General features: G+C 55.9%; 10 protein-coding genes and 1 tRNA gene. 4 read left to right on the top strand and 7 right to left on the bottom strand.

Features of this window, described 5'->3' with window-relative positions; genetic code table 11:
• Nucleotides 1–23: 23 nt before the first annotated feature.
• Genes BARVI_RS03375 through ilvD form a run of 4 tightly spaced genes read right to left on the bottom strand, consistent with a single transcriptional unit; the run spans nucleotide 24 to nucleotide 4,892 of the window.
• Nucleotides 24–785 carry an acyl-[acyl-carrier-protein] thioesterase gene (locus BARVI_RS03375; RefSeq protein ID WP_025277873.1) on the bottom strand — a complete coding sequence of 254 codons (762 nt, stop codon included), beginning with the start codon at nucleotides 783–785 and terminating at the stop codon, nucleotides 24–26.
• The gene (ilvN, locus tag BARVI_RS03370; RefSeq protein ID WP_025277872.1) at nucleotides 782–1,327 is read right to left on the bottom strand and encodes an acetolactate synthase small subunit; all 546 of its coding nucleotides are present in this window, start codon (nucleotides 1,325–1,327) and stop codon (nucleotides 782–784) included. The genes BARVI_RS03375 and ilvN overlap by 4 nt, the downstream gene beginning before the upstream one ends.
• Nucleotides 1,328–1,331: 4 nt before the next feature.
• On the bottom strand, nucleotides 1,332–3,044 hold the full coding sequence (ilvB, locus tag BARVI_RS03365) for a biosynthetic-type acetolactate synthase large subunit (protein ID WP_025277871.1): 1,713 nt from the start codon (nucleotides 3,042–3,044) through the stop codon (nucleotides 1,332–1,334).
• Nucleotides 3,045–3,065: 21 nt separating this feature from the next.
• The gene (gene ilvD, locus BARVI_RS03360; RefSeq protein ID WP_025277870.1) at nucleotides 3,066–4,892 is read right to left on the bottom strand and encodes a dihydroxy-acid dehydratase; all 1,827 of its coding nucleotides are present in this window, start codon (nucleotides 4,890–4,892) and stop codon (nucleotides 3,066–3,068) included.
• 465 nt (nucleotides 4,893–5,357) lie between these two features.
• Between ilvD and tamL the strand changes: the two genes are divergently transcribed.
• Nucleotides 5,358–7,661, top strand: coding sequence for a translocation and assembly module lipoprotein TamL (tamL, locus tag BARVI_RS03355; protein ID WP_025277869.1), 2,304 nt, complete (start codon nucleotides 5,358–5,360; stop codon nucleotides 7,659–7,661).
• Between the two features lie 97 nt (nucleotides 7,662–7,758).
• Nucleotides 7,759–7,832 (top strand) — tRNA-Arg (locus tag BARVI_RS03350).
• A gap of 145 nt (nucleotides 7,833–7,977) precedes the next feature.
• Here the strand turns inward: BARVI_RS03350 and BARVI_RS03345 are convergent.
• The gene (locus BARVI_RS03345; RefSeq protein ID WP_025277868.1) at nucleotides 7,978–8,904 is read right to left on the bottom strand and encodes a hydrogen peroxide-inducible genes activator; all 927 of its coding nucleotides are present in this window, start codon (nucleotides 8,902–8,904) and stop codon (nucleotides 7,978–7,980) included.
• A gap of 176 nt (nucleotides 8,905–9,080) precedes the next feature.
• On the opposite strand from BARVI_RS03345, the gene BARVI_RS03340 reads away from it, so the two are divergent.
• Together BARVI_RS03340 and BARVI_RS03335 are read left to right on the top strand one after the other, a co-directional pair.
• Nucleotides 9,081–9,791 carry a peroxiredoxin gene (locus BARVI_RS03340; protein WP_025277867.1) on the top strand — a complete coding sequence of 237 codons (711 nt, stop codon included), beginning with the start codon at nucleotides 9,081–9,083 and terminating at the stop codon, nucleotides 9,789–9,791.
• 242 nt (nucleotides 9,792–10,033) lie between these two features.
• Nucleotides 10,034–12,412 carry a TonB-dependent receptor gene (locus tag BARVI_RS03335; RefSeq protein ID WP_025277866.1) on the top strand — a complete coding sequence of 793 codons (2,379 nt, stop codon included), beginning with the start codon at nucleotides 10,034–10,036 and terminating at the stop codon, nucleotides 12,410–12,412.
• A gap of 27 nt (nucleotides 12,413–12,439) precedes the next feature.
• Here the strand turns inward: BARVI_RS03335 and lpxK are convergent, their stop codons facing one another.
• Together lpxK and sppA are read right to left on the bottom strand one after the other, a co-directional pair.
• Nucleotides 12,440–13,543, bottom strand: coding sequence for a tetraacyldisaccharide 4'-kinase (lpxK, locus tag BARVI_RS03330; RefSeq protein ID WP_025277865.1), 1,104 nt, complete (start codon nucleotides 13,541–13,543; stop codon nucleotides 12,440–12,442).
• Between the two features lie 11 nt (nucleotides 13,544–13,554).
• The gene (gene sppA / locus BARVI_RS03325) at nucleotides 13,555–15,300 is read right to left on the bottom strand and encodes a signal peptide peptidase SppA (RefSeq protein ID WP_025277864.1); all 1,746 of its coding nucleotides are present in this window, start codon (nucleotides 15,298–15,300) and stop codon (nucleotides 13,555–13,557) included.
• Nucleotides 15,301–15,562: the final 262 nt, after the last annotated feature.

Below are 15,562 nucleotides of genomic sequence, written 5' to 3'. Positions count from 1 at the left end.
GTTTTGAGGTTATGAAATGGTATTTATCTGTTTTCAAAAATAATACGTCCTTTGCAGTAGACCGTCTGGTCGTCGCATATCTCCAAGGCGAAATTGTCGGGCGACTCCTCCTCTTTGAGCAGTTGCAACGGGGTGCCGTAGCGGGCCTCGTTGGCATAGCTTATCTCGAAGCGGTGTACCCGTTGGCGGTCATACCGGTCGAGGTCGAAGAGGTCGAGCAGGTGCTCGATGTATTTCACACTGTTGACATGCCGGTTGAGGTCGATGTCGATATACCCTACGCGATGCGTGTGCGGATTATCGTCGTGCACCTCGCGCACCCGCGACTGGCGGGCGATGGAGCAGGGGTGGTCGATGATGTTGCGGGCGATGTGTTCGATTTGCCCGATGTCGACCGAGGTGCGGGTGTCGAGATTGATGACTACCCATATCGTGCGGGCATAACCGCAGGGGGCACCGTCGCCGCCGTAGATGGCAAAGTTCCGCGACGAGAAATGCTTGTTGTACCCTTCGATCCAGGTTTCGAGCGTGTAGCGTTCGTGAATGCGGGGGTAGCGGGTCATCTCGATGCTCAGTCGCGAGAGCACCCACACTTGCCGGCTCTTGATGAGGTCGCTGTATCCGATGCCCCACGACTCGGCGTGTAGCGTGGCCACTTCGAGAATCCGCTTGGCCAGCAGAGGTAAAGGTAGCTCTTGTTGGGCGTTCCCTTCGGCCGGTTCCACCGTATAGCTGTGGGTGTAGAGCGGGCCTCCTGCTTCGGGAATTTCTTGATTTTCTTTCATAGTTGGTTTTGGCGATATTGTTGTTCCTGTATAAAGATACTTACATGTTCGATGGTCGATTTGGTGATGGCTACCCGGCCCGACCGCACGAACTGCATCACCTCATACCGGCTCAACTCTTCGAAGAGGGCCTGGGTCTCGTCGGTGTGTCCCGACTTCTCGATGACCGTGTAGGTGCGGTTTACCTCCAAGATGCGGGCATTGTGCCGGCGTATCAGCTCTTCGATGTGACTGTCGTCGAGCAGTTTGTCGGTGGGTACCTTGTAGAGGGCCACCTCCTGGAACACGATTTCGTCGTCGGTGTAGAAGAAGGCCCGCAGCACGTCGATGCGTTTCTCGATTTGCTTGACCAGCTTCTCCATCGTCTCGCGGTCGCTGTATGTGGTGATGGTAAACTTGTGTATCCCCTCGACGGCCGAGGCCGATACCGACAGACTCTCGATGTTGAGCTGTCGGCGGGTGAAGATAATCGAAATCTGGTTGAGCAGGCCCACCTGATTCTCGGAGTAAACGGTTACGGTATATAAAGTCTTGTCTGTCATATCGTTATTCATATTTTTCGGTCGCGTTAAGCATGATGTGGGTCACACAGGCTCCGGCAGGGGTCATGGGGAATACCATGCCGTCGGGGTCGATTTGCACGTCGAGCAGGTAGGAGCCGCGGTGGGCGAGCATGCGCTCGATGGCCCCGTCGAGCTCCTCGCGGGTGGCCACCCGTTCGCCATCGATTCCGTAGGCGGCAGCCACCATCGTAAAGTCGGGGTTGAGCATGGGCGTCTCGGAGTAGCGGTGGTTGAAGAAGAGGGCTTGCCACTGCCGCACCATGCCCAGGAAATTGTTGTTGAGAATGATAATCTTCACGTCGATGCCATACTGCATGATGGTGCCCAGCTCCTGTATGGTCATCTGTATGCCGCCGTCGCCGGTAAAGAAGCAGACCGTGCGGTCGGGTGCACCTATCTTGGCGCCGATGGCGGCAGGCAGGCCGAAGCCCATCGTGCCCAGGCCGCCCGAGGTGACGAGGCTGCGCGGACGCTTGAAGCGGTAGTAGCGGGCCGAGAGCATCTGGTTTTGTCCCACGTCGGTCACCAGAATACTGTCGTTGCCGGTCGCCTCCGACACTTTACGGGCCACCTCGCCCATGTTCATCAGCGGTTTCTGCGGGTGTATCTCGGGCTCGATGACTTTGATGCGCTCTACCTCTTCGCAGGAAGCAAATGATTCGAGCCATTTGGTGTGACGGGCCGGTTCCACCTTCGGGAGCAGCGCTTGCAGCACGGCCCGGGCATCGCCCAGTACCGACACGTCGCACTTGACGTTTTTGTTGAACTCTGCGGGGTCGATGTCGATGTGAATGATTCGGGCTTGTCGGGCATATTGGGTGATGTCGCCCGTAACCCGGTCGTCAAACCGCATGCCGATGGCGATGAGCAGGTCGCACTCGTTGGTCTTGATGTTCGAGGCCACGCTGCCGTGCATGCCCAGCATACCTTTGTAGAGCGGGTGGTCGGTGGGTATCGCCGAGAGCCCCAACAGGGTACAGCCCACCGGTATGTCGGCCTTCTCGGCCAGGCGCACCAGCTCCTCCTCGGCATTGGCGATAAGCACCCCCTGGCCGGCCAGTATGAACGGTTTGCGCGCCTGATTGATGAGGCGGGCAGCTGCCTCTATCTCGTCGGCCTTGACGGTGGGGTAGGGGTTATAGCTGCGAATGAACTGGCAGGGTTGATATTCATATTCGGTCAATCCCGTTTGGGCATCTTTGGCGATGTCGAGCACAACCGGTCCCGGACGGCCGGTCCCGGCGATGTAGAAGGCGCGGGCTACGGCCCAGGCAATCTCGCTGCTGTGGCGTATCTGGTAGCTCCATTTCGTGACCGGCTGGGTGATACCTACCACATCGGTCTCCTGGAAGGCATCGGAGCCCAGGAGCGACGAGCCCACCTGCCCGGTGATGACGATGAGCGGTGTGCTGTCCATCATGGCGTCCGACAGGCCGGTGATGATATTGGTCGCCGCCGGGCCCGAGGTGACCATCACCACACCCGTCTTGCCCGATACACGGGCATAGCCCTGGGCAGCGTGGGTGGCTCCCTGCTCGTGGCGAACGAGAATGTGATTTATTCGGTCGCGATAGTCATACAGCACATCGAATACCGGCATGATGGCTCCACCGGGGTACCCGAAGATATATTCGGTTTGCTCTGCAATCAAGGATCTGATGAGCGCTTCGGCTCCGCTTATTTTTTCTTTTGCCATAGTCGTTTCGTAGAAAGAGGGTTAGATGATGCGAACGGCCCCTTTGTCGGCCGAGCTTACCAGAGCGGCGTAGGCCTGCAAGGCTTTCGACACCGGGCGTTGCCGGTGATGGGGGGTGAAGGCCGCTTTGCCGCGGGCCAGCTCCTCGTCCCGGCGGCGGGCCAGCTCGGTGTCGTCGACCAGCAGTTCGATGCGTCGGGCGGGAATGTCTATTTCGATGAGGTCGCCGTTGCGGACGAGGCCGATGTTGCCTCCCGCCGCCGCTTCGGGCGAGATGTGGCCTATCGACAGCCCTGAGGTACCACCCGAGAAACGGCCGTCGGTGATGAGGGCACAGGCTTTTCCCAGATGTTTCGACTTGATGTAGGAGGTGGGGTAGAGCATCTCCTGCATGCCGGGCCCCCCTTTGGGCCCTTCGTGGGTGATGACCACCACGTCGCCACTCTCCACATCGCCGCCGAGTATGCCCTGGCAGGCCTCCTCCTGCGACTCGAACACTTTGGCCCGGCCTTTGAACCGGAATATCTTTTCGTCCACGCCGGCCGTCTTGACGATACACCCGTCCTGGGCGATGTTGCCGAAGAGCACGGCCAGTCCGCCGTCTTTCACATAGGCATGTTCAAAGTCTCTGATGCAGCCGTTGCTGCGGTCGGTGTCGAGCGTGTCGTAGCGATTCTCCTGCGAACCCAGTACCAGATTGAATCGGTTGCCCGGGGCGCTGTGCCACAGGGGTTCGCCCTTCGGCGGGCAGATGCCGTCGCGCAGGGCATAGTTTTCGATGGCTTGGGCCAGGTTCTGTCGGTCGACGCGGTGTACCGAGGTGTCGATGAGTCCCTCGCGGGCCAGAATGGCCAGAATCGAGAGAATCCCGCCCGCCCGGTTTACGTCTTGAATGTGGTAGTGCGAGTTGGGTGCCACCTTGCAGAGCACCGGCGACCGGCGCGAGAGGCGGTCGATGTCGCCGATTGTGAAGTCGACACCTGCCTCGTGGGCAATGGCCAGCAGGTGTAGCACCGTGTTGGTAGAGCCTCCCATGGCAATGTCGAGGGTCATGGCGTTGAGAAAGGCCGCCCGGGTGGCTATGCTGCGGGGCAGCACGCTTTCGTCGCCGTCGCGGTAGTAGGCATAGCTGTTCTCGACGATTTGCCGGGCCGCCTCGATGAAGAGCCGTTCGCGGTTGCGGTGCGTAGCCACAATCGTGCCGTTGCCCGGCAGAGCTAGCCCGATAGCCTCGTTGAGACAGTTCATCGAGTTGGCGGTGAACATACCCGAGCAGGATCCGCAGGTGGGGCAGGCCGCATGTTCTACCCGACGCACCTGCTCGTCGTCGATACTCTCGTCGGCCGATTCGACCATGGCGTCAATCAGGTCGAGTCCGCGCCCGTCGAGGTGACCGGCCTCCATCGGTCCTCCCGAAACGAAAATCGTGGGGATATTGAGCCGCATGGCCGCCATGAGCATACCCGGGGTTATCTTGTCACAGTTGCTGATGCACACCATGGCATCGGCCTTGTGGGCGTTGACCATATACTCCACGCTGTCGGCGATGAGGTCGCGCGAAGGCAGCGAATAGAGCATGCCGTCGTGTCCCATGGCTATGCCGTCGTCGATGGCGATGGTGTTGAACTCGGCGGCGAAGCACCCCAGTTTCTCAATTTCTCGTTTGACCGTTTGCCCTATCTCGTGCAGGTGTACGTGACCCGGCACGAACTGGGTGAATGAATTGACGATGGCGATGATGGGGCGGCCCATCTCCTCGGCCTTCATGCCGTTGGCCCGCCACAAGGCTCTCGCTCCGGCCATTCGACGGCCTTCGGTGCTGGTTGCGCTTCGTAACTGATGTTTCATAATCTGCGTCGTTATTCAAAAGAAAAACCTTTCCATGCGGGTGGAAAGGTTTCACAATTACTTTTGATTCCTATATCTATAATTAAGTAACCACATACGCCTTTCCACCTTACCGACTCACGACAATAAGTTCGCTAATGACCGATAGAGAAATGACGTGTAGTAACATAATATTCATGCAATACTCAATTATTGTATTGCAAATGTATAACTATTTTGTGAGATAAACAAATGTTTTGTAAGAAAAATGGAGCTTCATATTTAAATTTGTTCCTATTTCGCACATTTTCTTATCATTATTAAATAAAAGACTTCACGGGGCATTCGGGAGATAGACAAGCGTTATCCTTTGGGGGAGCATCTTACCTTCAAATGGCGGGTTTTGAAAAAATAAAGTGTATATTTGCAAGGTTTATTGACAGAAAGAAAATCGGTATAATCAAATTTATTCGGGGAATATTGCGTATGCGTCGAGTTCTAACAGCGTGTGGAGTAGCCATTGCCGTCGTGGTGATGGTGGCGTGCAGCCCTACGCGTCATGTCCCCGACGGCAGTTATCTGCTCGACCACGTGAAGATAGAGACCAGCGACAAGGGGGTAAAACCGTCGGACCTGAAATCCTATCTGCGGCAGGAACCCAACCACCGCATGTTCGGCCTCTTCCGCTTTTCGCTGGGGTTGTACAACCTCTCGGGCAACGACTCGACCAAGTGGTTCAACCGCTGGGTGCGCAATGCCGGTACGCCGCCGGTCATCTATGACCCGATGTTGATGGAGAACTCGCGTTTGCAGATGGAGAAAGCCATGTTCAACAAGGGCTATATGGCGGCGCGGGTCGAGGCCGATACCACCTCGCACGGCAAGCGCATGGACGTGGTCTACCGGGTGCAGGCCAACGAGCCGCACTACATCGACGATGTGAATTACCAGATTGGCAACGATACCCTCTCGCGTCTGATTGAGCGCAGGCTCTCGCGCCATTCACTCTTGAAGAAGGGCGACAATTTCGACCGTAACGTGCTCGACGAGGAGCGGCAACGCATCTCCGACATTTTACGGCGGGGCGGTTTCTATGCCTTCAACAAGGAGTTGATTACCTACACTGCCGATACGGCCGACCGCTCCAAGGCGGTGGACCTGACCTTGACCATCAGGCCCGACTCGCTGGTCAACACCGAGCGCTACCGCCCCTATGAACGCTATTACATGCACAACATCTACTTCGTGCTCTCCTACGACCCCGCTGCGGCCGACCGCATCGATGTCTCCAATGCCGGCATGTACAAGAACTACTACTTTATCGAGGGGGAGCACCCCTATATCCGCCGCGAGACGTTGGTCGAGAACTGCTTCATACGGCCGGGGCTTCTGTACAGCAGTCGCGATGTCGACAATACCTATACCGCTTTCGGCCGTCTGCGCATTGTCAAGTATGTCAACATTCGTTTTGAGCTGGCCGGGCAGAATGAAAAGGGCGAGAATCTGCTCGACTGCTACATCTTGCTGAGCGAGGACAAGCCGCAGTCGGTTTCGCTCGAACTGGAAGGAACCAACTCGGAGGGCGACCTGGGTTTTGCCGTGGGGGCCACCTACGAACACCGCAATATTTTCAAGGGTTCCGAGACCTTCTCGACCAAGGTGCGGGGTGCTTACGAGAGTCTGTCGGGCGATTTGAGCGGACTCATCAACGACCGCTACACCGAGCTGGGTGGTGAGGTGGGTATCACCTATCCGAAATTCCTTTTTCCCTTCCTGCGCACCGACTTTCGCCGCCGCATGAAGGCCAGTACCGAGTACAGCGTGAACTTCAACTTCCAACAGCGGCCCGAGTACACCCGGGTCATTTGGGGTACCGCCTGGAAATACAAGTGGACCACCAATCGGGGGTTCTTCCGCCACAACTACGACCTGCTCGACATCAACTACGTCTATCTGCCGCACAAGACCGAGGGCTTTCTCGAAAGCATTGCCCCCGACAATCCTCTGTTGCGGTACAGTTACGAGGACCACTTCATCATGCGCATGGGCTATACCTTCTACTGCTCCAATCTCAACCCCTCCAATCCCGTGCAGCGGCGCACCAACGTCTATACGTTGCGAGCTGCCGGTGAGATAGCGGGCAACCTGCTCAATGCCATTTCGCACCTCACCTCCAAGTCGCAGCCCGAGGACGGATACACGCTTTTCGGAATCCGCTACTCCCAGTATGCCAAGTTCGACTTCGATTACAGTATCACTCACATCATCGACGACCGCAACTCGGTAGCCTTCCATGTGGGCGGTGGTATCGGTATCCCCTATGGCAACTCCGATATATTGCCCTTCGAGAAACGATACTATTCGGGTGGGGCCAACAGCGTGAGGGGGTGGTCGGTGCGGACGCTGGGACCCGGCAGCTACAACGGCAACAACTCGGTGTCGGAGTTTATCAACCAGTGCGGCGACATACGCTTCGACATGAATCTCGAATACCGGGCCAAACTCTTCTGGAAGGTCGAGTTGGGTGCCTTTATCGATGCCGGTAACATTTGGACCATTCGCAACTACGAGGCTCAGCCCGGCGGACAATTCCGACTCAACTCGTTCTACAAGGAGATAGCCTTGGCCTATGGGTTGGGTATCCGTCTCGATTTCAGTTATTTTCTTTTGCGGTTCGATTTGGGTATGAAGGCCTACAATCCGGCCGCCGGTCAGGAGCATTGGGCCATAGCTTCCCAGAATTTCAAGCGCGACTCGGCTTTCCACTTTACCGTGGGCTATCCCTTCTGACGAGGTGAGGCCATCTTGCCGGTTAAAAAAAGTGGATTTATATATTTGGAAAATCGCGAAATATCCCTAACTTTGCAGCACTTTTTTATGAAAGGTCGGTTGAGTAGCTCAGCTGGATAGAGCAACAGCCTTCTAAGCTGTGGGTCTTGGGTTCGAATCCCAACTCAATCACCCCGAGGGAGCAAAGTCGTTTGCTCCCTTTTTTTATCCCTATGAAAACAAGTGGCCTCGTACGATGCGTCGTGGCAATTTCTGGCGGTTTATCGTAGTATCCAAGTTGTCTTGTGGCAGCTATCCTCCTTTACAAGAAGCAAGGTTATAGTTTGATGGCAAACTTTTTGAGACGAGAGTTTATTAAATCGTCGGGAATAATGGAGCGAATGCTGTCGGAAAGCAGGTTGAGCATGCGCTCCCGGATATAGTCGTTGCGCACGACCAGGGACACCTCCCGAACCGGCTCGGGTTGGCGGAAGTGATGTACGCGCTCTTGCTGTTGGGGAGAAAGCAGTGCGGTGTGGAGCTCGGGAATAATGGTGTATCCGCCGTTTTCGTCGACAATCTTCACCAGGGTATCGATGCTGCCGGCTTCGTAGATGCTCGAATAGCGCGACTTGCGGTGACAGAAGTTGAGCACCTGGTTGCGCAGGCAGTGCCCCTCGGCCAGAATCCACAATTTGTCACTCACCAAATCCGCTTCGTCTATCTCCTGTTGGGTGAAGAGCTTTTCTTCGGGCGAAATATACAGCTTGAATTTTTCGTAGTAGATGGGAATTTCGAGCAGTTTCGGGTTGTCGAGCGGCGTGGAGAGCAGGGCCACATCGATTTCGGCCCGTTCGAGTTTCTCGACCAGTACCGCGGTGCGGGCTTCCAGCAGGCGCAGTTGTACATGGGGGTAGTGGCTGTGCATGTGTCGAATCAGTTTGGGAATGATATACGGAGCGATGGTGGGTATCACTCCCAGATGCAGTTCGCCCGACTCCTGCATACGCTCGCTTAATACCATCTCTTTCATTTGGGCTACGTTGTAGAGTATCACCTGGGCTTGTCGGATAACATTTTCACCCTGGGCGGTAGGACGCACCGGGTGGCTGTTGCGGTCGAAAATCAGCATGTCGAGTTCGGTTTCCAGCTTTTGTATCATCGAACTCAATGTGCTTTGAGTCACTCCACAAGCCTCGGCGGCACGCACAAAGTGACGGTATTTGTCGACCGCCACAATATATTCCATCTGTTGAAGAGTCATACGGGTTGCCTGTTTTAAAAGGAGTATTCCCTTCATCGGTCCGATGGGGAGGGAGATTTCCGTTTTGTTATTGATTTTATCGATACAAATATAGAAAAAATCTGTTTGATTGATAAAGATAAGCCCTTTATATTTGTCGCAGAAACAAAATGATAATCACATAAAAACAAAAAGTTATGGAAGCAACAAACGTTTATTCAATGCCGCGTATCGGTGATTCGGCTCCCGAATTTCAAGCAGTAACCACCCAGGGTACCATTCATTTCCCCTCGGATTACAAAGGCAAGTGGAAAATCCTGTTTAGCCACCCGGCCGATTTCACGCCCGTATGTACCTCGGAGTTCATGACATTCGGCAAGATGGCCGAGGAGTTTGAAGCCCTGAACTGCCAACTCGTAGGCCTATCGGTCGACGGACTGCACAGTCACATTGCCTGGCTTCGCACGATTAAGGAGAAGATCGACTGGAAGGGCTGGAAAAATGTGGAAATCAAATTCCCGCTGGTGGTCGACATTACCATGGAGGTGGCCAGCCTGTACGGTATGATTCAACCGGGCGAAAGCAATACTTCGGCCGTGCGGGCCGTCTTCTTCATCGACCCGCAGGACAAGATTCGCACCATCATGTACTATCCCCTTTCGTTGGGTCGTAATTTCGATGAAATTAAGCGGGTATTGGTAGGCTTGCAAACGGTCGACAACTTTGGCGTAGCCCTCCCGGCCGATTGGCGTCCGGGTGATGAGGTGATTGTTCCGCCGGCCGGTTCTTGTGGCGTTGCCAAAGAGCGCATGGAGGGAGCGGAGAGTGATCTGCATTGCTACGACTGGTTCTTCTGTACTAAACAGATTTCCAAGGAAGAGGTTGAAAGTCGCTTGGGCAAAAAGTAGATCCTCTGTCTGTCATAGTGAAACAAGAGTTCAGGAGGCAGTAAAGCCTCCTGGGTAGATTTATCCAGAAGTGTTTGCGCCAGCGGGAATCCTCGACAGGGATTTCCGCTGGCATTTTTATATGATGTAGACGATCGACCTTCTCTCTTTTCTGAGCGGGTGAACCAAAACGGGGAATCGGTTGTATATGCCTTGTGGGGCTTGCCGTGTGGCAGAGTGGCCCCTCGGAAAGGAGAAAGATTATGTGGAGGCAGTGTGTGCTGTGGTTGTGCCTCTGGTGTGCGACCTCCTGGGCTTGGTGTGCGCAGACCTATTCGGTGAAGGGGCGTGTGTTTTCTCGGGCGACCGGCGAGGGGGTACCTTTTGTGAGTGTGGGCATCTGGAATACGTCGCGGGGGACCACGACCGATTCGGTGGGGAACTACCGCATCGGTAACTTGCAGCCGGGCATGTATCGGGTGCAGGTGTCGTCGGTGGGCTACAAGACCTATGTGTCGCCCGAGTTTCATATCACGACCTACGACTATACGCTCGACATCGGACTCGACGAGTCGCAGGTGGCGCTGGGCGAGGTGAGCGTGGTGGCGGCTCCGTTCAGGCGCTCGGTCGAGAGCCCTATCGCCATGCGGGTTATCGGGGTACAGGAGATTGAGAAGAGTCCGGGGGCCAATCGCGACATCTCGAAGGTGGTCAACGCTTTCCCCGGCGTGGCTACGGTGGCGGGCGGAGGCTATCGCAACGACTTGATGATACGGGGTGGCGGTCCGGCCGAGAACAAGTTCTACCTCGACGGGGTGGAGATTCCCAACATCAACCATTTCAGCACGCAAGGAGCTTCGGGTGGCCCGGTGGGGATTATCGATGCCGACCTCATTCGCGAGGTCGATTTCTATACGGGGGCTTTCCCGGTGAGCCGGGGCAATGCGTTGAGTTCGGTTTTCGACTTCAAATTGCTCGACGGTACCCCCGACCGCTATACCTTCAAGGGAACGGTGGGGGCTTCGGAGCTGGCCTTGGGTTCGAAGGGGCATATCGGGAGCCGCACAACCTATGTGGTGTCGGTTCGGCAATCCTATCTGCAACTGCTCTTTTCGTTGCTCGACATGCCTTTCCTGCCCCAATATACCGATGCGCAATTCAAGATAAAGACCCGCTTTTCGCAGGCACACGAGCTTACGATTCTGGGGTTGGGGGCTATCGACGACATGAAACTGAATACCGAGACCGACCCGGCCGACGAGTCGAAACAGTATCTGCTCAACTACCTGCCTACCATCAAGCAGAACACCTATACGCTGGGGGCTGTCTACAAGCACTACGGGGGCAATCATATCCAGACGGTCGTACTGAGCCGCAGCTACATGGACAACGGCAATGTGAAGTATCGCGACAACGACGAGTCGACCGACGAGAATCTGACCCTGCGATTGAAATCGAGCGAGGTCGAGAATCACCTGCGCTTGGAGAATAGGTCGTCGCTGGGGCTGTTCCAGGTGACGGCCGGGTTGAATGCCGACTATGCCGTCTATACCAACCGCACCTTCCAGCGGGTGTTTGCCGATGTGCCGCGGGTGATACGCTACGACACCGATTTGGGGCTGTTCAAGTGGGGCGCTTTTGCCACGGTGGGATACAAGTCGGCCGACGAGCGGCTGTCGGCTTCGCTGGGTTTCCGGCTCGATGCCTGTGACTACTCGTGGCTCACCGACAACCCGTTTGATCAGTTCTCACCCCGGCTCTCCTTCTCCTACAACATAGCGGGCAATTTCTATGTGAACGGCAGTCTGGGGCGCTATTACCAGTTGCCGGCCTATACGACCCTGGGATTCCAGGAGAACGAGGTGCTGGTCAACCGCTCGCGGTTGCGCTATATCCGTTCCGACCAGGCGGCTTTGGGGGTGGAGTATTACCTCAACCGATGGGCCCGGCTCACGGTCGAGGGCTTTTACAAGAGCTACACCCACTCGCCGCTCTCGCTCTCCGATAGCATTCCGCTGGCCTGCAAGGGAACCGACTACGGCGTGTCGGGTAACGAGGCGGCCGCCTCGACAGCCCACGGACGGGCCTATGGGGTGGAGGTGATGCTCCGTTGGCTGGGTATGGGGCGTTTCACGGCACTCGCCTCCTATACCTGGTATCGCAGTCAGTTCCTGAATCCCGCAACCGGTCGTTATCTGCCTTCGGCCTGGGATTATCGCCATCTGTTCACCCTCTCGGGTACCTACAAGCTGCCCAAGAATTGGGACATCGGCATGAAGGTGCGACTCATGGGCGGGGCTCCTTATACCCCTTACGACGAGTATGTGTCGTCGCTTGTCCCGGCCTGGAATGCCACGGCCCGTCCCTATTACGATTACAGCCGCTACAATTCGGGGCGGTTGAAGACGTTTTACGAAATCGATTTGCGGGTCGACAAGTCGTTCTATTTCAAGGGAGTGATGCTGGGCTTTTATATCGACTTGCAGAATGTGCTGAATTTCAAATACGACAATCAGCCCCTCCTGATCAGTACCGGCGAGACCTATGTCGATGAGGCCGGGACGGAGCGTTATCGCATGAAATACATTGCCCAGCAGAGCGGGGTGATTCTGCCTACGTTGGGCATCACGGTCGAGTTTTAGGTACGGGAAGAAAAGCGGTTGGACCGATTATCTGCGGGGGCGTTTTATCCGACGGTTCTTGTAGATCGTGTCGGTTATCTTGGTATCGAACGAGGTGCCGTTGTGTTGCATGAAGCGTACCCGTATGGGCAGGTAGTAGAGGGCCCGTTTCACCGGTTCGTCGAGTGCGGCCGAGCGCAGGCGGGCGGCATCTTTTTCGGTGGTGATGATGTAGTTCTCCTCACCATGCAGCGAGGCCAAGCGGTTGGCTATTTGATGCAGGTCGCTGTCGGAGAAGTTGTGGTGGTCGGGGTATCGCAGCTCTTCCTGCGCGGTGAGGTAGCGGGCTAGGTATTGTTGCATGGGGCGCGGGTTGGCAATGCCCGTGAGCAGCATCACACCGCTCTTTTTGGAAAGCGTGCTCAGGTCAATCTCGCGGGGCGTTCCCGGCTGGGGAAATACCGCTTGCAGGTTGCCGTAGTCGAGCGTGGTGAAGTAGAGATGCTGGTAGGGGAAGAGGTGCAGCCACCGCGAAATGATGTTGAACTCGATGGGCTTCATGTCGGCGGGGCATTTGGTCACAATCACGATATCGGCCCGCGACAGTTCGTGACGCGACTCCCGCAGGCGACCGGCCGGCAGCAGCTTGTCCAGATGCAACGCCCGGTTGTAGTCGGTGAGCACAATCGAGATGAGGGGCGATACGTAGCGGTGTTGGAAGGCATCGTCGAGCAGAATGACGTCGAGGTCGGGCAACAGCTCTTTCAGCCGGTTGATGCCCCTGCGACGGTTGGCATCGACGGCGACGGCGATGTCGGGGAATTTCCGCTTGATCTGGTAAGGCTCGTCGCCGATGTCGCGGGCGGTCGCGTTCGCATCGGCCAGGACGAATCCCCGGCTCTTGCGCTTGTAGCCCCGGCTGAGCACGGCCACCCGGTATTTGGGTTGCAGCAGTTCAATCAGGTATTCGATGTGCGGGGTCTTGCCGGTACCGCCTACCGCCAGATTACCCACCGAGATGACCGGAATGTCGAACTCTTCGGACGGGAGTATGCCCCAGTCGAAGAGTCTGTTCCTGACTCCCGTGGCAAAGCCGTATAGCCAGCTGAGCGGGAGTAACCAACGGTTTATCCTGATTGATTTGCCGTACATGAGAATCGGTATCAATAGAGTTCAATCTCTTCCATGCGGCATTGCAGGGGGTCGAGATTCTTGCACTGTTCGAGCGTTTGCAGGTATTTGTAGCTCTCGCCCAGATAGACTGCGGCGATGCGGGCCTGCACGTTCTTGTTGAGCTCTTCGAAGAGCTGTTCCACAGCCGTCTTCTGTTGGGGATAGGAGCTGGTCTTGTACTGTTCGAGACCGGCTTTCTGAGCTACCCAGGCAATGGCGTCGTCGAGGTCGCCCAGTTCGTCGACCAATCCGATTTTCAGAGCGGTCTGTCCGTCCCAAACCCGGCCTTCGGCAATCTTCTTGATGGCATCGAGGCTCATGCCGCGGCCCTCGGCGCAGCGTGTGGTGAAGAGTTCGTAGCCGCGTTCGATGTATTGTTGCATCTGGCGGTGTTCATCGGGGGTCATGGCCCGGTTGAACGAGCCGAAGTTGCCGTAGCGGTTGGTCTGTACCCCGTCGAAGGTGATGCCCAACTTATCGGTAACCAGACCCTCGAAGTTAGGTATCATGCCATAGATGCCGATTGAGCCGGTGAGGGTAGTGGGGTTGGCAAAGATGCGGTCGGCGTTGCACGAGATGTAGTATCCGCCCGAGGCAGCCACATCGCCCATCGATACGACTACCGGCTTGCCGGCCGCCTTGATGGCCTCGATAGCGGCCCACACCTGTTCCGAGCCGTAGGCGCTACCGCCCGGTGAGTTTACCCGCAGCACGACGGCTTTTATCTTTTTGTCCTTTTGAATCTTTGTAAGGTCCTCGACCAGTTCGGCCGTGTTCACGCCGTTGGTTTCGCCCAGGTCGATACCCCCTTCGGCATAGACGATGGCAATCTCGTCCTTGGCCTTGTTTTTGGGTTGCTTCATCGAGGCCACCTCGTTGGCCGAGGCGAAGATGAGGTCGTCGTCGGAGTCGATGCCCACTTTATCTTTGAGGAATTGTTCCATCTGCGGGCGATAGAGCAGGGAGTCGATGAGTCCGCGGTTCACCAGCTCTTTGGCTTCAACGGTAATCAGCAGTGTATCGGCCAGGTTGTTCAACTGCTCGACCGACAGGTTGCGGTCTTTCGACAGCTGTTCCAGCAGGTGGTTCCAGATGGGAGTCATGTAGGCGATGGTCTGTTCGCGATTGGCGTCGCTCATTCGGGTGTTGACATAGGGTTCGACGGCCGACTTGTAGGTTCCCACTTTCAGGATTTGCATCTCGATGCCCAGTTTGTCGTACAGACCTTTCCAGAACATCACCTGCCCGGCCAGACCTCTGAAATCGACAGCCCCCACGGGGTTCAGCATCACGCTGTCGGCAGCGGCACTCAACAGGTATTCCCGTTGCGAGTAGGTGTCGGCATAGGCGTAGACAAATTTGCCGCTCTCCTTGAAGTCGATCAGTGCGCGGTGTATGCGGTCGAGTGTGGCGATTCCCATGTTCATGCCGTGGGCATCGATGTAGATGCCGTCGATATGGCGGCTGGTCTTGGCCGTCGCGATGGCTTTGAGTATGTTGTCGAGTCCGTCGCTCTTTTCCTGATTCCCCATCAGGAGACCCATTACGTCTTCCTGGCTGCGTTCGGTCACCGTGCCCAGGTCGAGTTTCAATATCGTGTGAGGTTGGGCTACATATTCGGTTTCGGTAGTTGCAACCATGCCGGTTAATGCTACAACCGACAGAATCGACAGTAGCACGATGGCAATCATGACGCCCAGCACACAGGCGAAGGTCGTGGTGAAAAATTTCTTCATGGAGTTATCCTTTATTATATGGTTTTTACGTCATTCGGTTTGGCAAAGATAGGCTCTTTTTCCCAAGAAAAAAGAGTCGAGCCGTTTATCTTCGATTTTTGAACTGGACAAACATACATATAAAATTTTGAATCGACAAGTGAATCAATAAAAAATTATCGTTTTTCGATAAAATTAAAGTCGGAATTTATTCCCGGGGTGACGACAGCTTGGCGGTAAAATGGGCAGCGCCCTGCCCCGACTTTGTGGAGAGTCGGTGGGC

The organism is Barnesiella viscericola DSM 18177, from assembly GCF_000512915.1.
Taxonomy (GTDB): Bacteria; Bacteroidota; Bacteroidia; order Bacteroidales; family Barnesiellaceae; genus Barnesiella; species Barnesiella viscericola.
The sequence above is the reverse complement of the archived record's forward strand: the minus strand, read 5'-3'. Positions and strand labels throughout refer to the sequence as shown.